This window comes from Streptomyces sp. NPDC050508 (assembly GCF_040655155.1).
Taxonomy (GTDB): Bacteria; Actinomycetota; Actinomycetes; order Streptomycetales; family Streptomycetaceae; genus Streptomyces.
The window spans coordinates 1,063,699-1,082,307 of the sequence record NZ_JBFAJJ010000001.1 but is presented as its reverse complement, the minus strand read 5'-3'; the positions used below and the strand labels follow the sequence as shown (position 1 = coordinate 1,082,307).

Annotated in this window: 15 protein-coding genes; 9 read left to right on the top strand and 6 right to left on the bottom strand. The window is 70.0% G+C overall.

Annotation, left to right across the window (positions count from 1 at the left end):
* Window positions 1-37: 37 nt before the first annotated feature.
* A complete protein-coding gene (lpdA, locus tag AB0I69_RS04875) occupies window positions 38-1,468 on the bottom strand; it encodes a dihydrolipoyl dehydrogenase (RefSeq protein ID WP_363094175.1) in 1,431 nt (476 codons plus the stop codon).
* A gap of 460 nt (window positions 1,469-1,928) precedes the next feature.
* Here lpdA and AB0I69_RS04870 point away from each other — a divergent pair, with 460 nt between their 5' ends.
* Both AB0I69_RS04870 and AB0I69_RS04865 read left to right on the top strand, forming a co-directional pair.
* Window positions 1,929-2,660: an acetate uptake transporter gene (locus AB0I69_RS04870; protein WP_363094093.1), complete on the top strand. Its 732-nt coding sequence runs from the start codon at window positions 1,929-1,931 to the stop codon at window positions 2,658-2,660.
* Between the two features lie 29 nt (window positions 2,661-2,689).
* A complete protein-coding gene (locus tag AB0I69_RS04865; protein ID WP_363094092.1) occupies window positions 2,690-4,486 on the top strand; it encodes a CocE/NonD family hydrolase in 1,797 nt (598 codons plus the stop codon).
* 36 nt (window positions 4,487-4,522) lie between these two features.
* On the opposite strand, the gene AB0I69_RS04860 is transcribed toward AB0I69_RS04865, so the two are convergent.
* A complete protein-coding gene (locus AB0I69_RS04860) occupies window positions 4,523-5,209 on the bottom strand; it encodes a TetR/AcrR family transcriptional regulator (RefSeq protein ID WP_363094091.1) in 687 nt (228 codons plus the stop codon).
* Between the two features lie 164 nt (window positions 5,210-5,373).
* Between AB0I69_RS04860 and AB0I69_RS04855 the strand changes: the two genes are divergently transcribed.
* A complete protein-coding gene (locus tag AB0I69_RS04855) occupies window positions 5,374-6,399 on the top strand; it encodes a LacI family DNA-binding transcriptional regulator (protein ID WP_363094090.1) in 1,026 nt (341 codons plus the stop codon).
* Here the strand turns inward: AB0I69_RS04855 and AB0I69_RS04850 are convergent.
* Window positions 6,382-10,329: a glycosyl hydrolase gene (locus AB0I69_RS04850; protein WP_363094089.1), complete on the bottom strand. Its 3,948-nt coding sequence runs from the start codon at window positions 10,327-10,329 to the stop codon at window positions 6,382-6,384. The two genes, AB0I69_RS04855 and AB0I69_RS04850, sit on opposite strands and share 18 nt — an antisense overlap.
* 230 nt (window positions 10,330-10,559) lie before the next feature.
* Here AB0I69_RS04850 and AB0I69_RS04845 point away from each other — a divergent pair, with 230 nt between their 5' ends.
* Both AB0I69_RS04845 and AB0I69_RS04840 read left to right on the top strand, forming a co-directional pair.
* On the top strand, window positions 10,560-11,858 hold the full coding sequence (locus tag AB0I69_RS04845; RefSeq protein ID WP_363094088.1) for an MFS transporter: 1,299 nt from the start codon (window positions 10,560-10,562) through the stop codon (window positions 11,856-11,858).
* A 50-nt stretch (window positions 11,859-11,908) separates the two neighbouring features.
* Window positions 11,909-13,378 carry an L-fucose/L-arabinose isomerase family protein gene (locus AB0I69_RS04840; RefSeq protein ID WP_363094087.1) on the top strand — a complete coding sequence of 490 codons (1,470 nt, stop codon included), beginning with the start codon at window positions 11,909-11,911 and terminating at the stop codon, window positions 13,376-13,378.
* Window positions 13,379-13,403: 25 nt separating this feature from the next.
* On the opposite strand, the gene AB0I69_RS04835 is transcribed toward AB0I69_RS04840, so the two are convergent.
* Window positions 13,404-13,670 (bottom strand): hypothetical protein, encoded by a 267-nt coding sequence (locus tag AB0I69_RS04835; RefSeq protein WP_363094086.1) that lies wholly within the window; start codon window positions 13,668-13,670, stop codon window positions 13,404-13,406.
* Between the two features lie 107 nt (window positions 13,671-13,777).
* On the opposite strand from AB0I69_RS04835, the gene AB0I69_RS04830 reads away from it, so the two are divergent.
* Complete coding sequence (locus AB0I69_RS04830; RefSeq protein ID WP_363094084.1) at window positions 13,778-14,365, top strand: hypothetical protein; 588 nt, start codon at window positions 13,778-13,780, stop codon at window positions 14,363-14,365.
* Here AB0I69_RS04830 and AB0I69_RS04825 read toward each other — a convergent pair.
* A complete protein-coding gene (locus AB0I69_RS04825; RefSeq protein ID WP_363094083.1) occupies window positions 14,334-14,996 on the bottom strand; it encodes a DUF6629 family protein in 663 nt (220 codons plus the stop codon). The genes AB0I69_RS04830 and AB0I69_RS04825 overlap by 32 nt on opposite strands.
* A 275-nt stretch (window positions 14,997-15,271) precedes the next feature.
* Here AB0I69_RS04825 and AB0I69_RS04820 point away from each other — a divergent pair, with 275 nt between their 5' ends.
* Window positions 15,272-15,487 carry a DUF4177 domain-containing protein gene (locus AB0I69_RS04820; protein WP_363094082.1) on the top strand — a complete coding sequence of 72 codons (216 nt, stop codon included), beginning with the start codon at window positions 15,272-15,274 and terminating at the stop codon, window positions 15,485-15,487.
* Between the two features lie 40 nt (window positions 15,488-15,527).
* On the opposite strand, the gene AB0I69_RS04815 is transcribed toward AB0I69_RS04820, so the two are convergent.
* Window positions 15,528-16,550 (bottom strand): LacI family DNA-binding transcriptional regulator, encoded by a 1,023-nt coding sequence (locus AB0I69_RS04815; protein WP_363094081.1) that lies wholly within the window; start codon window positions 16,548-16,550, stop codon window positions 15,528-15,530.
* Between the two features lie 159 nt (window positions 16,551-16,709).
* Between AB0I69_RS04815 and AB0I69_RS04810 the strand changes: the two genes are divergently transcribed.
* On the top strand, window positions 16,710-17,528 hold the full coding sequence (locus AB0I69_RS04810; protein ID WP_363094080.1) for an ATP-binding cassette domain-containing protein: 819 nt from the start codon (window positions 16,710-16,712) through the stop codon (window positions 17,526-17,528).
* A complete protein-coding gene (locus AB0I69_RS04805; protein ID WP_363094079.1) occupies window positions 17,525-18,586 on the top strand; it encodes an ABC transporter permease in 1,062 nt (353 codons plus the stop codon). The genes AB0I69_RS04810 and AB0I69_RS04805 overlap by 4 nt, the downstream gene beginning before the upstream one ends.
* Window positions 18,587-18,609: the final 23 nt, after the last annotated feature.

Here is an 18,609-nt window from a genome sequence, read left to right as displayed (position 1 = left end):
TGGCCGGTCCCACCCGGTCGGCGAGTCGGACGGTGCGTCACATGTTGATCATGTGTCCGGCGAGGCCGTGCACCGCTTCCTTCACCGCCTCGCCCAGCGTCGGGTGGGCGTGCACGTTGCGGGCGACCTCGTGGACGGTGAGGTCCCACTGCTGGGCGAGGGTGAGTTCGGGGAGGAGTTCGGTGACGTCGGGGCCGATGAGGTGGCCGCCGAGGAGTTCGCCGTACTTCGCGTCGCTGATCAGCTTCACGAAGCCGGTGGTGTCGCCGAGGCCGTGCGACTTGCCGTTCGCGGTGAACGGGAACTTGGCGACCTTGACGTCATGGCCCAACTCCCGTGCCTGCGCCTCGGTGTAGCCGAAGCTGGCGATCTGCGGCTGGCAGTAGGTGGCGCGCGGGATCATCGCGTAGTCCAGCTCCATGGTCTCCCCGTCCGCGAGGGTCTCGGCGGCGATCACGCCCATCGCCTCGGCCGCGTGCGCGAGCATCAGCTTCGCGGTGACGTCGCCGATGGCGTACAGGTGCGGGACGGAGGTGCGGCAGCGGCCGTCGACGTCGATCGCGCCGCGCTCGGTCAGCCGTACGCCCGCGTTCTCCAGGCCGTAGCCGGTGACGTTCGGCGCGAAGCCGATGGCCTGCAACACCTTGTCGGCCTCCAGGACCTGCTGGGCGCCGTCCTTTCCGGTGACCGTGACGCGGACCTGCGGTCCCGACTCGTCGATCGACTCGACGCGGGTGGAGGTGAGGACGTCGATGCCCAACTTGCGGTACTGCTTGGCGAGTTCGGTGGAGACCTCGATGTCCTCAAGGGGCGCGACGCGGTCCAGGAACTCGACGATCGTGACCTTCACGCCGTAGTTGTGCAGCACGTACGCGAACTCGATGCCGATGGCGCCGGCGCCCGCGATGACGATCGACCGCGGCAGGTCGTCGGCGAGGATCTGCTCCTCGTACGTCACCACGCGCGCACTTCGCTTGGTGCCCGGCAGCAGCCTGGGGGTGGCGCCGGTCGCGATGATGCAGTGCTCGAAACCGATCGTGCGCAACTCGCCGTCGTAGCCCGCCACTTGGAGGGTGTGCGGGTCGAGGAACGTGCCGCGGCCGTCGATCTCCGTGATCTTGTTCTTCTTCATCAGGTAGTGGACGCCCTTGACCCGGCCGTCCGCGACCCGGCGGCTACGACGGAACGCCTCGCCGTAGTCGAAGGAGACCTCCCCCTCGACCTTGATGCCGAAGGTCTTCGCCTCACGGGTGAAGATGTGCGCCAGCTCGGCGTTGCGCAGCAGCGCCTTGGTCGGGATGCAGCCCACGTTCAGGCAGACACCGCCCCAGTACTTCTCCTCGACCACCGCGACCCGCTTGCCGAGTTGGGCCGCACGGATGGCGGCGACATAGCCCCCCGGGCCCGCACCGAGTACGACGACATCGAACCGCTCGTCCTGCGCGTCCTGCGAGTCCTGCTGGTCCATCGAAAGATCCTTTCCCACGGGGAAGTCCACGGTCTCAAGGATGACGCGCTCGTCGACGATCACGCGCATACGCGCGACGGCGACCGCCACTCGCATCGGAGGACACCAACCCTCCTCGTTTCGGAGAAAATATCTCCACTTTTTTCGGCGCCGGAAGCCCTGCGACCCGACCCTCCGGAACGATCACCCACCGCACACCGAGCCACTCCGGACGGAATGCCGGACCCCCCTTCCCACCTGGGGCGATGCCCGAGATCTCCACATCGAGGGGGCGCCGCCGGGAGTGCCGCCACTCCGCGACTCACCCGCCGACCGCCGTCGCCGAGGCCGCGCAGAACGCGTTTTCCACTTCGGTTCGAGCCCTTGACAGCCCCAACAGGCCGTTCCCAAACTACCGACCATTCGGTTGACGGCACGGGCGGGACACCCCGGCTGTCGACATTCCAGAAGGGTGATCACCATGGCTGAAGTGTCGCTTCACGATGCCCAGAGCCCGCCAGTCCCCACCAGCACCACCTCCCACATCGGTCACGCGACGGCCGTAGGGGCAGCCGGGTTCGCGTGGTGCTCGCTCATCCTGGGCCTGCACACCGCCGGCGTCATCGACGCGGCCGACGGCACGATCGTGCTGGCGGGCACCTTCTTCTACGGCGGCATCGTCCAACTCGTCGCCGGGTTCTTCGCGTTGGCCGCCGGTGCCACGTTCGCGGCCTCCTTCCTGACGGCCTACGGGGCGTTCTGGCTCGGCTACACCGTCATCGAGTTCTGGGCGGCACCCCACATCGCGGGAAACGCGGCGGCCGCGGCGAAAGCCCACGGAGCGTCGGCGGAGGCCGCGGCAGCCGCGGGCGGACACGCGGTGATGCAGTCGCTGGGGCTGTTCCTCATCGCCTGGCTCGTCGTCACGCTGGTCTTCGCCGTCGCCAGTCTGGGCACGAACGCGGTGATCGTGAGCGCGTTCGCCCTGCTGACCCTGACGATCGTGCTGCTGGTGACCGCCTATCTGGGCGCTTCGAGCGCGGGCGTTCCGAGCGACTCGGTACTGCACACCGCCGGCTACGTCGAGATCGCGCTGGCCGCCGTCGCCTTCTACCTGGTCCTGGCGGAGCTGACCAACGACATCCGTGGGCGCACCGTGCTCCCGCTCTTCGCCCTGAACCCCGACCGGCAGGCCGTCCCGCAGACGGCGTGACGAGGCCCCCACCCACCTCAAGGAGCCGCATGAAGAAGCCCAAGGCAAGAGACCGGCTGAAGTCGCCCCGCAGAATCTCCGTACTGAGCGGTGCCTCCGCGGTGCTCCTCCTCGTGGCGGCAGGCCAGACGACGGCCATCGCCCTCCCCGCGCACGCGGCCACCTGGCAGCCGCCCGCGGCGAGTTATGGGGCGAGCGCGCCCGTCCACACCACCGTCACCATGGACGACGGCGTGAAGATCGCCGTCGAGGTCGTCTATCCGACGGACCCGAGCACGGGCGCACGCGCGTCGGGCCCGTTCCCCGTGCTCCTGACCCAGAATCCCTACGGCGCGCAGCGCTCCGACCCTGCGGACAGCGGCACCTACTTCGTGCAGCGGGGCTATATCTACGTGGCCTCCGCGGTGCGCGGCACCGGTGGCTCCGGCGGGCAGGTCGACTGGTTCGGGGGCCAACAGGGCAAGGACGGAGCCGTCCTGGTCGACTGGGCGGCCCACACCCTGTCGGGGTCCAACGGCAAGGTGGGGCTTGACGGTTGCTCGTACCTCGGGGTCGACCAGTGGTTCACCGCGGCGGCCGTGGGCAAGAACTCCGCGCTGAAGGCCATCACCCCGTTCTGCACCGACTCGGACTTCTACAACGACCTCACGGGCAACGGCGGTATCCCCACCCCCTTCGTGGCCGGCATCGCCCAGGCCGAGCCGCGCGGCCCCGAGGACGACCCCGCGACCGACCCGCAGTCGGTGACCATCGCCCAGCAGGCTTCGGGTGGTTCACGCTCGTACGACGATGCCTACTGGCAGTCCCTGAACGTCCAGAAGAAGCTCGTGCCGCGGATCGTGGGCAACGGCATTCCGGCACTGACCGAGGCCGGCTGGAACGACCTCTTCCCCGGCGGGAACCTCGGCGCCTACGTGTCCGCCCAGAACGCCTATTACCACCGGCCGTTGACCGATCCGATCTCGTCGGACGACCTCGTCACCGGCCGCTACCAGGCGATCGTCGGACCCTGGACCCACGGCGAGCACGTCAACGAGGCGACGCTGCAGGGCATCCGCCTTGAGTGGTTCGACACCTGGCTCAAGAACGCGCCCACCGGGATGGCGAACACCTCAACTCCCCTGCACCTCTTCGAGAACGGCGCGAACACCTGGGTCGACAGCGCCGCCTGGCCCCTGTCCTCCGACGCCCGGACCTACTACCTGGGCAACGGCTCCCTCACCCCCGGCAAACCGACGGACGAGGGCAGCGACACGCTCGCCTGGAGTGCGGCCACCGCGGACAACACGCTGACCTACACCACCGCCCCGCTCGCCAAGGCGGCCCTGCTCAACGGCCCGACCGACGTCACCCTCTACGCCAAGTCGACGACACCGGAGACCGAACTGACGGCCAAGCTCAGCATCGTCGCCCCCGACGGGACGGTGACCAAGCAGGCCGACGGGATCCTCCTGGGCAGCCAACGCGCCGTGGACACCGAGGAGAGCTGGTACGGCGACAACGGCACCCTGCTCAAGCCCGCTCACCCCTTCACCCAGGCGTCACAGAGCCCGGTGACACCCGGCCGGACGACCCGCTACGACATCGCCCTGCTGTCCAACTTCACCAGGATTCCGGCCGGTTACCGGATCCGGATCAGCATCGACAGCCAGCCGCCGGCGGACTTCCACTTCCCCGTCGCCCCGACCCCGCAGGAACTGGCGAACCTCGCCGGTGGCGTCTACACCGTCGAGCACTCCCCACAGGCGGCGTCATTCGTCAACCTGCCCCTGACGACGCCGAGTTCGGCGACTCCCAGCGGCGACGACTGGGGACCGTCCTCCTGAGACACGGGTGGCAGGTCTGTACGTACGGCAGACCTGCTACTCCTCCGCCGCGGCGGGCCTGACCAGGCCCATCACCTGCTCTACCATCTCGTCGCCCAGGCTCGGTGTCGTCAGGGGAAGGTTGTCGGGACGCTGCCTCATGCCGTTGAGCAGGATCTCGACATAGCGCCGCCAGATATCGGACCGTCTGCCCTGAGTGAACTGGCTGGCGGCACTGAGCATCTGCACGACGACGGGGATGTCGGAAGGAGTGATCTCCGCACGCAGATCCCCACTCTCCTGGGCCCGCCGGATCAGCGCCTCCAGGAACGGAAGCATGCCGCCCCGCGCCGTCTCGATGGGCTCGGAACTGTGGCTCCCGAACATCATCACCTCGTGCAGGCCACGGTTCTCGGCGAGATCGGCCCCCATCTCCATGAGGAAGTCCACGAACCCCTGCCAGGGATCGGGGTGAGCGAGCGCCCTCTCCGCGGACTTCTGCCGTATCCCGAGATCCTGCTCGAACAGGGCCCGTACGAGGGTTTCCTTGTCGGGGAAGCGGCGGTACACGGTCCCGACCCCGACCCCCGCGTGCCGAGCCACGTCATCGAGCGTCACCCCCAGCCCGTACTGGCCGAAGACCTCCCGTGCGGCACGCAGAATCTTCTCCCGGTTGAGGGCGGCGTCACGCCTCAGCGGGCGGTCACCCTCCAACGGGGCACCAGCCCCGGAACCCTCAGCCATGACCTCATGTTAGCCCTGCTGATCACTGGCGGGTCTGCGGCTCAGCTGCCGCACCGACAGCGCGTGAGCCACCCGGCAGAAAACGTTCCAACCCCATCGGGGTACACTGACGCGGCCCATGAGAACCGCGTCGTGCCTGGTCGCACGGCTGTCACAGCGAGGGGGTGGGTGCCGTTCAGGTTCGCCCCGCCCGTATCCAGGATGTCGCCGCCGCCGCGGGAGTCTCGGTCTCCACGGTGTCGAACGTCCTCAACCGACCCGAGCGCGTGAACGCCCGCACCGCCGAGCGGGTCCGCGACGCGGTCGCCGCGCTCGACTACGTGCCCCATCCGGGAGCCGCCGGCCTACGCACCGGACACTCGTCCTCGATCGGGCTGGTGCTGCCCGACGTGGCCAACTCGTTCTACTCGCGCATCGCACGGGGTGCCGCGGACGCGGCGTACGACCACGGCTATTCCCTCGTGCTCTGCGACAGCAAAGACGCTCCCGAGCGGGAGCAGGGCTACTTCACGATGCTGGTCGAACAGCGGGCCGTAGGAGCGGTGGTGGTACCGCTCGGCGCCGATCCCACCCGGCTCACCAGGCTGCGCGAACGCGGCATCCCGCTGGTGCTCGCGGACCGTGCGTTGTCGGCCCAGGACGGCTGTTCCGTCTCCGTCGACGACATCGCCGGCGGCCGGGTCGCCGTGCAACACCTCCTGGACCGCGGGGCACGCGACATCCTCGTCGTGAACGGGGAGCGCGGGATCGTGCAGTGCGCCGACCGCTACCAGGGCGCCCGCCAGGCCGTGCGCACCCGGCGCGAGGCACGGCTCCGCCAGGTCGTCGCCGACGAGATGACGGTGGCGTACGGCCTGGACATCGCCCGCGGTCTCGACGAGCTGCCCGACGGTGTCTTCTGCACCAACGACTTCCTCGCCGCCGGGCTGTGCCGTGGACTGGGTGAACGGGGGGTACGCATACCCGAGGAGGTTCAGGTGGTCGGCTACGGCGACCTCGACATCGCGAGCTTCGTGGGAACGACGCTGACGACGGTCCGGCAGCCGGTCGAGGAGCTCGGCAGGGCGGCCGTGGGGATGCTGCTCGACGAGGTGGAGGCCCGCTCCGAACACGCCCACGAGACAAGGGTGTTCGCGCCCGACCTCGTCCTCCGGGACTCCACCGGGCCCCTGTCAGGCCCGAGTTCGTAGCGTCACGGGTCCCATCAGCCCGGACGCGAGCTGGGACGGGAAGGCCCAGGCGGTCGGGGTGGCTTCGGCGAGATGGGGCGCCAGGGTGTTGTTGACGGTCACGTCGAGGCGGACCGTCCGCCCTGCGGCACCCGGGAGTTCGACACGGTACGGAGCGCAGAACGCCTCGCCGACACACTCCCCGTCCAGGAAGACCGACGCGCTGCCGCGTACCCGCCCGAGGTCCAGTACCGGGTCCGGTCCGGCCGGTACCTCCACCTCCCGCGAGTACGTCACACCACCGCTCCAACCGCCCAACCCCAGCAACTGCCAGTCCCCCAACGGCAGTTGTGCCGGTGCGGTGCGGACTCTCACCGGCCCGCGCCAGGCGGAGCCGCCCCGCAGTACGGCCGTCGGCGCGGTCGCGACCTCGATCTCCGTCGGCTCCGGGAGCGGCTCGTCCAGTGTCAGGACCTGGCCGTCGAGTTGCTCCTCGCCCCTCTTGCCGACCCGCACCCTCGCGGGCAACTCCAGTGGCAGGTCCAGCGATACGGTGCCCGGCGGCACGGTGAAGCGGAAGCGCTGGGCGCGTTCGCGGACCGTGTCCGTCGACCGCAGCAACAGTGCGGCGCTGCCCAGCACCGGCGTGCCGGTGAGCCACTCGGTCTCCGGCAACGGGTGCGGTCGTACGGCCGCGTAGCAGTGCTGCAACTCCCCCCACCGGCCGTCGTGTTCAACGGTACGACCGTGCCACTCCCCTGTCTCGGCCTCCCAACCGGCGCCGCTCACCCACGCGTTCACGGCACGCTCCGCGCCGGCCGCGCAGTCGACGAACACCGCCTGGCGCGGGTGGACCGCGTCGGCCACCACCTCAAGTACGTGTTCCCCTTCGCCGAGGGCGAGTTGGTGCCGGAAGAACATGGGTACCGCGCCCCAGTCGGACTCGTAGTACTCCACCTTCTCCTGGCGCGCGACGACCACCCCGTCGAGCAGCACGGTGACGCCGACGGCGGCACCCACGACGAGTACCGCCTCGCCGGCGGCATGGAGTCGCCTGCGGCAGGTCACGCCTCCGTGCGGTAGTACGTCGTCGGGCAGGCACATGAACTGTGGGCGCGGCCCGAACCCGTCCGGGTGGGTCAGACAGAAGTAGCTGCCCAGTGGTGTGTCCGCGGTACCGGAGATCAGCAGCGGCCTGTCCTGGGCCTCTCCCAGTTCGTATTCGAGGACGTTGCGGGAGCGTCCGACCTCCACGCGGGTGGTGGTGAGGTACCCGGTGCCGGTGTCCAGGCACTCGCCGTTCCACCACACGCGTTTGACGGCCGCGGCGCCGACGTGCAGATCGGCGGGTCCGCGGTGGTCCGTCTCGACGATCGAACGGACCCGGGCGACCGTTCCGGGACCGGGCACGGGGACGCGCACGAACTCCTCGGTCACCAGCCCCTTGTTGCCGAGCAGGCCGTCCGGCTCCGGGATGCCCCGGCTCGACGAGTACAGCGAGACGTTCCAGCCCGCGTCCGAGGGGGCGAGCGGCAGCACTCCGGCGAGGACCCGTTCGGCACCGGGCCCGTCCAGCGGATCGGGGGCCTGGGCGACGGGCGACGGGGGCAGGACGCGGACGCGGTTGCCGTAGGTCGCCCGTGTCTGCTCCCAGCGTGCGTCGGGGCCGTCCGTCTCGGTCCAGCTCATGGTCCAGATCTGCGGTTCGGCGACGGACGAGCCCGCGGGCAGCGCCAGGTCGCCCCAGGTGTTGTCCATGGTGGGGACCAGACGGCCCTCCCAACCGGTCGACAGGTCAACAGTCCGCTCCGGCACGGGTGACGGTGCGCCCGTCAGCCGTGTCTGCGGGGTGCCTTCGCGCCATACGACGAGGACGGCGGGGGCACCCTCCAGTGGCACCTCGATGATCGAGCGGCCGTCGGAGACGGTGACCTGCGCCGGTTGTCGGGCGCCGGTCGCCGGGTTCCAGATCTCGGCCTCGGCGACCTCGGCGTGCACGGTGACGGTCGAGTGGCGGGCGTAACGCGCGGGATCCGCCTCGTGGTTGGCGTCTCCCGGCTGCGTGCGGGCGTCGGGGAAGGCCCCTGTCACGAGGGCGACCGCCTCAACTCCCCTTCTCCTGACGAGCAATGGCACCTCGCCGGTCGCGTGTCCGCCGACGTCGGCCACCGTCGCCGCTCCGGCCTCGGCGTCGCGCGCCCGCTCCAGTCGCGGGTGCTTCAGCAGTGCCGCCACGACGGAGTCGTCCCCGGCCAGCCCGGCCGCCGACCCGGGCGGACGACCCACGACCACCACCCGGCCTCCGCTGTCGAGGAGTTGGGTCAGTCGGCGTGCCGACTCCTCCTCCAGGACACTCGCCGAAGGCAGCAGGACCGCACGGTACGCCAGGTCCGTGACGCACAGGGTGCCGTCGATGGCCGTGCCGCGCTGGACGGAGGCGTCGTCGATGACGTCGTAGGAGATGCGGTGGCGGTCCAGTGAACCGACGTGCGGATCAAGCCAGTTGTTCGTGCCGACCAGATCCAGATAGTGCTCCTGCGTCTCGTCGACGTCGGCGTGGTCGTCGCCGAGGCGGCCGTCGCCGAAGTGTTTGACGGGGGCGTCCAGCGGGATGAGGGCCTGCATGGTGGCGGTGGGGTGCAGGACCGCGACGTCGGCGCTGTAGGTGCCCCAGGACATGATGGAGCAGATCCGGGCGACGGCCCGGGAGAACGCCGGGTACTGCTGCCAGTAGGGCTGGCGCCAGTCGGTGGACGGCGGCGCCCACTCGAACCAGCCGCCCGCGGTGCCGAAGTAACTGGCGTGCGGGTTGTACAGGTTGGCGCCGCTGCGCAGGAACGGCAGGAGCCAGTCGTAGGTGTCCGCGAGGGTGCCACCCCAGCCGGAGGAGTGGAACGCCTCGATCCAGACACGCTCGTGGCCGTAGAGGTGGGCCATCGAGGAGTGGACCTTGGAGTCGCCGTGGTGGTCGCTTCCGGCGGCGCCGTACCAGCGGTGGGTACGGAAGTAGTCGGTGTAGATCTGTGTCGACTGGGCAGGGAAACCCGCTCGCGCGGGGTTGCTCTGGTCGGCTCCGACGAGCATGCCGCGTTCGTCGTGCCAGGCGGCGAGGGGCTTGAAGAGGGCCTCTTCGGTGAGTTCGGCGCGGACGGCGTAGTAGTCGGCGCGGATCTTCGCCGCGCGGGCGGTCGCCGGGCCGAACAAGGCGGGCAGGTGGTCGAGCAGGTCGTAGCCGCGGCGGGCGCGGAACTCCTCGGGGAGGCGGTGGCTCCAGGAGTTCGTGCCGGGCAGTTCGTCCTGGAAGCTGCCCGCGATGACGTTGCCCAGGTATTCGGGTACCCGCCGGTCGTACTCGTGGTGGACGGCGTCCAGCAACAGCCCCACGGCGTGCGGGGAGAGATAGTCGAAGGCGGTGGGGACGGCGACGACGAGTCTCACGTCCGTCCCGTCGGGGGCTGCGATCCGATCAGCGGCGTCCGGGGCCACGGGCAGGCGGCGGCCCTCCAAGTCGTAGGCGGCGACGAGGTTTTCGGCTCCGCGCAGCGCGACCGTGCCGTCGGAGACGATGGCTCTGCGGGAGTGCAGTGCCCGGCCGGTGGCGTCCGGGTGGCGCCGGGTGATGGCGCCTTGGACGTTGGCGCCGGAGAACCCGATCTGGTCGTAGAACCACAGGCGGGTGCCGATGTCCCGGGCGATGCGGCAGGCGTCGGTGAAGCGGTCCCACCACTCCTCGCCGAACCACGGCGGTTCGTCGGTCCGGGCGCCGAAACTCGGGCCTGCCGGGGCCAGGTTGATCACCACGAGGTTGTGGATGCCGCCGTCCGCGAACCTGCGCAACTGCCAGTCGAGTCGCTCGCGGGTGACCTTGGCGCCGGACCACCACCACAGCGGGGTGGGGCCGAAGTCCCGGGGCGGGCTGTCGAAGAGCTGCTGCAGCGCGGGAGAGATCACGACGGCGGTCCTTCCGAGTACGGCTCGGGCACCCTCAGGGATCAAAAACGTTTTATGTCGGCCCAGTTGCGGGCTCGATCGTCGGTCACCTGCAATGTTGGCACCGGTTCCCAGGGCCGGGAAGGAGGCCGACCCTTCTTCCCACGGATGGGTGCAGGAGGACTTGTTGGAACGTTTTCTGAACCCTATATTCACTGCGACCCCGGCCCAGAGCCGCGAGGAGCCGCATCATGATCCGTTTCTCACCTGCCCCGGAACACGCAGAACAGCCCATTCCGAAGCACCTGTGGAAGGTCGCGGCCCTCTCGGGCATGGCCTCCTACCTCGACGCCGCGCTCATCGTCAGCATCGCCGTCAACCTGGCCATCTACCGCGACCACTACGACATGGGCGTGTGGATGGCCGGGGCGATCAGCGCGATCGTCACCGGCTGCATCGCCGTCGGCTCCCTCGTCGGCGGACGGCTCGCGGACATGTTCGGGCGCCGCCGCGTCTACAACCTGGACATCCTCTGCTACGCGGTGGGCGCGATCGTCATCACCCTCGCCCCGAACGACATCGTCCTCTTCGTCGGCGTGCTCGTCGCGGGACTGGCCGCCGGTGCCGACCTGCCCACGTCCCTTGCCGTGGTCTCGGACGCCGCGCCCGCCGACGGCCGGGCCCGTCTCGTGTCGTTCACCCAGGTCATGTGGGTGCTGGGCATCGTCGTCGTCATCTTCCTCGGCTACGTCCTGTCGGACACCGGCATGACCGGGGCACGGTTCATCACCGGTCATCTGGTCGTCGCCGCGCTGGTCACCTTCCTGCTCCGCGCCCGGCTGGAGCTGGCCGAGCCGTCCGAGGCGGCACAGCAGGAGGAGGCGGCCGCGCTGGCCGCCCCGCGAGGCATCGAACTCAAGAACGTGTGGAACCGTGCCGCGCTGCTGCCGATGATCGCGACCTTCGTCTACTACGTCACCTGGGGCATCGGCGCCAACACCTTCGGCCAGTTCGGCACTTACCTGCTGGTCACGGTCAGCGGGGCCTCGCAGAGCCTGGCCACCGGGATCAACCTGGCGTTCCTGCCGATCGCGTTGGTGCTGACCTTCGTCTTCGTCCGCATCGCCGACACCGCCTGGCGCGACCGGCTGTTCTACGTCTTCACCGTCGTGCAGGTCGTGGCCTTCTGCATCGCCTCCCTCACGGCCGGCGCCCTGGTCGGCATGCTCGTCTTCTTCGTGCTGTACCAGATCTCCAACCCCTTTGCCGGAGAGGCCAGTTACAAGGTGTGGTCGCAGCTCACCCTGCCCCCGGACACCCGCGGCACCACCCAGGGCCTCACCTACGCCCTGTCGCGCGGGGTCTTCGCGGGCGTCGCGTTCGTCACGCCCGCCCTGATGGACTACAGCGCGTCGCTGCTGCTGTGGTTGATCACCCTCTGCATGGCGGCGTCGGGGGTCGCGGGCATCTACGTCATCCGTGTCCTCATCCGGCGCTCCCCCTACACCGCCGCCGCCCCGGCACCGGGCCTGGGCGTGGCCCGAACCTGATTCCGCGCCGGACCCCGGAAAGAACACCGGCCCCCGGAAGGACACCGTCCATGGCAACGACCGAACCCACCACCGCGACCGCGGAACGCAGCGCCGCCCTGCGGGAGTTGCTGCCCCCGGTGACCCGCCGCCGCACCCGGATCGGACTCGTGGCGGGCGGGCTCGGCGCCTACTGGCCACAATTCCCGGGGCTGCTCCCGCAGTTGAGGGAGTCGTCCGCGTACGTCGCCGAGCGCTTCCGTCAGTTGGACGCGGAGGTGACCGACGTCGGCTTCATCTCCGACGCCCGGGAAGGAGCGGTCGCGGCGGAGCAACTCCGGCGGGCGGACTGCGACTTGATCGTGCTGTTCCTGACGACGTACCTGACCTCGTCGATGGTGCTGCCGATCGCCCAGCGCTCACACACCCCGGTCCTGGTCATCGACCTCCAGCCGTCGCAGCGGATGGACCACGCCTCCTTCGACACGGGCGCCTGGCTCGCCTACTGCGGGCAGTGCCCGGTACCCGAGGTCGGCAACGTCTTCCGCCGGGCCGGTATCCCCTTCCGGTCGGTGTCGGGCTGGCTGCGCCAGGAGTCGGCCTGGCGGCGTATCGAGCAGTGGGTCGGGGCCGCGAAGGTCCGTGCCGCGCTCCGGCACGCCCGGCACGGTCTGATGGGGCATCTGTATCCCGGCATGCTCGACGTGTCGACCGATCTGACGCTGCTTCCGGCGACGTTCGGATCGCACGTCGAGGTGCTGGAGTTCGACGACCTGCGGCATCGGGTGGAGCAGGTGAGCGAGGCGGAGACCCGTGAGCGCACGGCTCTCGCCCGGCGGATCTTCGCCGTGGACGGCAGTGTGGTCGACGAGGACTTCGCGTGGGGGGCGACGGTGTCGGTCGCGCTCGACCGCCTCGTCGAGGACTTCGGCCTCGACACCCTCGCCTACTACCACCGCGGTCTCGACGGCGAGCTGCACGAACGGCTCGGCGCCGGCATGATCCTGGGCGCCTCCCTGCTCACGGCCCGGGGTGTGCCGGCGGCCGGCGAGTACGAACTGCGCACCAGCCTCGCGCAGTTGGCGACGCAGAGCATCGGCGCCGGCGGTTCCTTCACCGAGATCCAGGCCCTCGACTTCGAGGACGGCGTGGTGGAGATGGGCCACGACGGACCCGCCCACCTCGCGGTCAGCGCCCGTGACCCGCTGCTGCGCGGCCTGGGTGTCTACCACGGCAAGCGCGGCTGGGGCGTCAGCGTGGAGTTCGACGTCCAGCACGGCCCCGTCACCCTCCTCGGCCTTGGCCAGGACGCCGACGGCACCCTGTCCTTCATCACCTCGGAGGGCACCGTCGTACCCGGCCCTCTGCTCGCGATCGGCAACACCACCAGCCGCGTCGACTTCGGCCGTGATCCCGGCGAGTGGGTGGACGCGTGGAGCGCGACGGGCGTAGGCCACCACTGGTCCCTCGCGCTGGGCCACCGCACGGTGGACTTCCGGGCTGCGGCGAGCCTGTTGGGGATCGAGCACCGGGAGGTGTGAGCGAGGGCTTCTGGAGGACACCCCGTCAGTAGGGCAACGTGATCCGATGGTTCTCCAACGCCACGGAGTAACGGCTCAGCAGCGCGTCGAAGCCCGCCAACAGAAGCCCCGCCGCCTCCCCCGCCTCGGCCAGATCACCCCGCTCGCAGGCCTCCACCACCTCGGCCACATCGCCGCGGAGGATGTGCAGGGAGTCGCCCTGGATGAGCACACCGGGCAACCGGCGACCGGGCAGGCGGACCACGGCATCGTTCCCACCGTCAGTGAACAGCTCTGCGTCTATGCGCTCCATGGAGCCATCCAACCCGACGCCAACGACGGTGTACACAACAGAATTCGACTCGACTCCCACCCCTCCCTGCGAGACCCTCGTCGCTGATCGCACCGAGGAGACACACCTTGCTCACCGAGTACCAGCAGAAGTTGCGCGACCGCTGCCTCGCCGCCCCCGTCATGCCCGCCCCGGAGCCCTGGCGGCCCGTGCTCGACAACAGGACCCCCATCGGTGGCCTGCTCGGCATCGGCTTCGCCACCCACCCCGGCAACGGGCACGATCTCGTCCTGGTCGTCTCGCAGGACGGTCACGGAATCTTCGACGCGTTCACCGGGGAGAAGATCGCACGAGACCGGGACCCCGACCCAGAGACCAGCACGCCCGAGGGACACCCTGATCTTGTCTGCCCCGGCTTCGGTCCGATCGCGGGCGTCGCCGTACGGACAGCCGGTCTCTTCGGTGGCGGTCTGCACAGCGGTGCACCGGACGGTGGCTGGACCGTGGATGTCGTCAGCCCCGAGTGGCCCCACCACCGGGTCATCCTCTCGACGGGCTACGGCATCCACAGAGGGCAGGCCGGTGAAACGTGGTGGCACGTCTTCAACGCCGACTACTCGGAGCTGCGTGCCGCGGGCTTCTCGCCCTCCGGTCAGACCCTCGCCGTCGCCACGAGCAGCGACCTCAGCCTGTGGACCCGCCGCGGGACACACTGACGTACGGCCGCTTCCCCGGGTCCCGGTCGCGGCCGCTCACCCAGAAGAACAGGACGATCGAGGAGACCGCGGCGACTGCGCACCACGTCGAGACGAACTCCAGTTGCCACAGCGTCCAGCAGACCAGCGCGCCGACCGTGACCAGAGTCCCCAGCACCACCAGCCCGCGCTCACCGGACAGGAGCAGCGAGCCGATCGTGGCCACGAGGTAGCCCGCGATGACCAGTTGGGCGTAGGGAAGATCCACGACGTAGCCGAGAGTGTGGCCGCGGATCTCGGCCGTCACCGGGTGCACGGCAAGGGCGTGGGCGAGGGCCGCCGCGGTCGCCGCGCCGACCGCGACCAGCACGCCGATCCGGGCCCGTGCCCGCCGTGGCGCGGCGCACCACACACCGACCGGGACCCACACCGCCAGCAGCGGCATGGCGATGACGGCCCAGGCGAGGGTGGCGGGCCCGGTGCCCCCGTCGGCGGCCCACACCGCCGACTCCACGATCTGATGGGCGCCCAGCAGCAACGGCAGTGCCGCCATGGGGAGATCGGTCCGCCGTCGCGCCCTGACCACGCAGGCCACTCCTACGGCGGCGACCGCCGCGCCCGCCACGAGGTCAGCCTTCGCGCTCCAGCACATCGCACCTCCACGGGATCGGTTCGCGTCCACCTCGGCCACAGGTCACGCTACGTCTCCGCCCGGCCACGTCACGGGTGACACGACGGCCGCGCCGGGCCGCGATGACATGCCCGCGGGCCCCCTTTCAGCCCCCGGTCCGCTCAACGCAGCCATCCCCCGGCCCAGTTGGCAGCCGGGCCACGAAACCACCCCCGGCCTGCGCGAGAGCGTCCCCCCGTGATTGGCTGACCCCGCCCACCGCACACCGTGCGCACGCACAGGAGGACATCGCAGCCATGAGCAACGCCTACACGTTCGAGTACAAGGTCGTCAGCTTCCGGGAGTCGCTGATCGGCGACGCCCTGGACAGCGACAAGCTGGAGAAGGTCCTCAACAAGCACGCCGAGGACGGCTGGGGCCTGAAGGCCATCACCGCCGCCGACGTCAAGGGCCGCATAGGTCCCGGCGCGGTCGAGGGCCTGCTCCTCACCTTCGAGCGGCCTCGCGTGTAACGACCGATGCCGTACGCGGGACGGGGGCAGCCGGGATTCGTCAGCGCCGATTCGTGAACGGCGCACCGGGGCCCGGGATCTCCCCCGACCCGCGCGGGATCAGCTCGGTCGGCATGACGACCCTGCGCGGCGGTGACGTGTCCCCGTGGATGCGGGCGAACAGCAGATGCGCGGCGCTCGTCGCGAGGGCGACCGGATCCTGGGCGATGACGGTGACCGGCGGGGTCAACTGCGCGGCCAGCGCGAAGTCGTCGAAGGCGATGAACGCGACGGTGGCGGGCAGCACGGCCAGCACACCGAACGCGAGGACTTCGTTGCCCGCCAGGACAGCCGTGGGCGGCTCGGGTGCGGAGAGGATCGCGGTGAGTGCCCGGGCGGCGTCGGCGCCGGAGCTCAGTCCGTGCCGGACGAGGGCCGGGTCGGCGTCAATGCCCGCGGCGTGCAGGGCCGACAGATAGCCGCGATGGCGTTCGCCGAAGGTCCAGATCTCCCGCTTGTCACCGAGGTAGCCGATCCGACGGTGGCCGTGCGCGATCAGATGGCGCACGGCCTGCCGCACCGCGCCGAAGTTGTCCACCACCACGGTGTCCACGTCCAGGCCGGGTGCCGCCCGGTCCACGCACACGATCTTCGTGCCCTGCGCCTGCGCCGAGCGCAGGAAGCGGTGGCTGCCCGCGGCCGGGGTGAGGATCAGACCGTCGACGCGCCGGGCGGTGAAGGCGGCGATGACCTCCCGTTCGCGGTGCGGGTCGGCGCGGCTGGAGCCGATGAGCACCATGTTGCCGCGCCGGTGGGCGACGTCCTCGGTGGCCGAGGCGACGGCGGCCATGAAGGGGTCGGCAACGTTGTCCACCATCAGTCCGATGGTCTGGCTCAATCGGTCCGTACGACGTAACTGCCGTGCCACGTCGTCGCGTTGATAGCCCAGCTTGCGGACGGCGGCCTCCACGCGGGCGGCGGTCCGCGGTGCCACGCCCGCCTCGGCGTTGACCACCCGGGACACCGTCATCACGCTCACGCCCGCTTCCGCGGCTACGTCCTTCATCCTGGGACGGCTGGCCACGCCGCGTCCTCCAGAGATCATCCAGCGCGACCGGACCAGGGTCTGTCCGGCGGGCCGACGGTGTCCGCCCGAATCCCCGTTCGTACCCGACCCTTGACGCCCACTCACGGGCCTCCCAGAATCGACGAGCTGTTAACGATACCAACCAGAAGGCACAACATGGCCTCTGCAAGCCAACCCCTTCTCGCGGCGCACGGCGTGGTCAAGCGTTTCGGCCATGTCCAGGCGCTCTCGGGCGCCGACTTCACGGCGTACGCCGGCGAGGTCGTCGCCCTCATCGGTGACAACGGTGCCGGCAAGTCGACTTTGGTGAACGTCCTTTCAGGCGTGCTCGCCCCCGACGAGGGCGAGGTCCGCCTCGACGGGGCACCGGTCCGGTTCTCGGGGCCGATGGACGCGCAACGGCACGGAGTCGAGACCGTCTACCAGGATCTTTCGCTGGCGCCGGATCTGGACGCGGCGGCAAATCTCTATCTCGGCAGAGAACTTGTGCGCGGAGGCCTGCTCGGCCGGCTGGGCGTGCTCGACCGGCCCACGATGCGACGGGAGGCGGTCGCGGCGTTCGGTGAACTGGGCGTCGAGCTGAAAGATGTGACGGCTCCTGTGACAACGTTGTCGGGTGGGCAACGGCAGTCCGTGGCCGTGGCGCGCGCGGTCGCCTTCGCCAACAAGGTCATCTTCATGGACGAGCCGACCGCCGCCCTGGGCGTCGTACAGCGCGCCCGTGTGCTGGAGACCGTCCGCAGGGTCGCCGACCGGGGCATCTGTGTCGTCCTCATCAGCCACAACATGCCCGAGGTGCTGTCGGTCGCGGACCGGATCGAGGTACTGCGGCTGGGGCGCCGGGTCGCCTCGTTCACCGCGGCCGACGCCACGATCGAGAAACTCGTCGGGGCCATGACCGGATCGCTGGACGACCCCGCACAGAACGGGCACTCGGATCCGGTCGGTGCGACGGAAGCGGAGGACGGGCGATGAGCGCCAACAGCCAGGACATCAAGCCCGCCGCCCCGGTGCAGGACCCGCCCCCGGCCGACGGCAGCGGCCTCGCGATACCCCCGTGGCTCCGACGGGCCGCCGGTATCAGCGAGTTGTGGACGTTCGTGATCCTCGTCGCGCTGGTCGCGTTCTTCACCATCGCGGCGCCGGGCAAGTTCTTTACCACGTACGACATCACGCAGATCGCCGTGAACGCGTCCATCTATCTGGTGCTCGGCGTCGGCATGACGTTCGTGATCATCACCGCGGGCATCGATCTGTCGATCGGCTCGGTGCTGGTCCTGGCGGCGGTGTCCGCGGGCGAGTACAACGTCCACCACGGCGGTCCCGCCGCCGGCTGGGGGACGGTCGCGGTCTGCGTCGTCATCGCGCTCGCCGTGGGCGCGGGGTGGGGCGCGTTGCAGGGAGCGGTGGTGGCGACCGGGAAGGTGCCCCCGCTGATCGTGACTCTGGGCGGCCTGGGCGCGGCGCTGGGTATCGCGGAACTCGCCACCGGCGGCCAGGACCCGGCCGGCGCCGCCTCCACCCACCTCCAGAACAGCCTCGGTTTCGGCAAACTGCTCGGCATCCCCTGGATGGTGATCCTCGCCGCGGTGGTCACCGCCCTGTTCGGCGCGGTGCTCGGCGCCACCAGGTTCGGCAGCCACACCCTGGCCATCGGCTCCAACCCGACCGCCGTACGACGCGCGGGCATCCCGGTGGGACGCCATCTGATCATGGTGTACGGCCTGATGGGCCTGTTGGCCGGCCTGGGCGCGGTGATGTGGCTGGCCTCGTACGGCACGACGTCCATCGCCGGGCACTCCACCGACAACCTCAAGGTCATCACCGCGGTGGTCCTGGGCGGTACCAGCCTGTTCGGCGGGCGCGGATCCGTGCTGGGCACCGTGATCGGCGTCTTCATCCCCGCCGTGCTCACCACCGGGCTGATCGTCATCGGCGTTCAGCAGTACTGGCAGGACGTCGCCGTCGGAGTCGTCCTGGTCGTGGCTGTCTACATCGACCAGATGCGCAGGCAGACCCGAGAACGCGCATGAGCTCCGCCCCGACGTTCGCACCG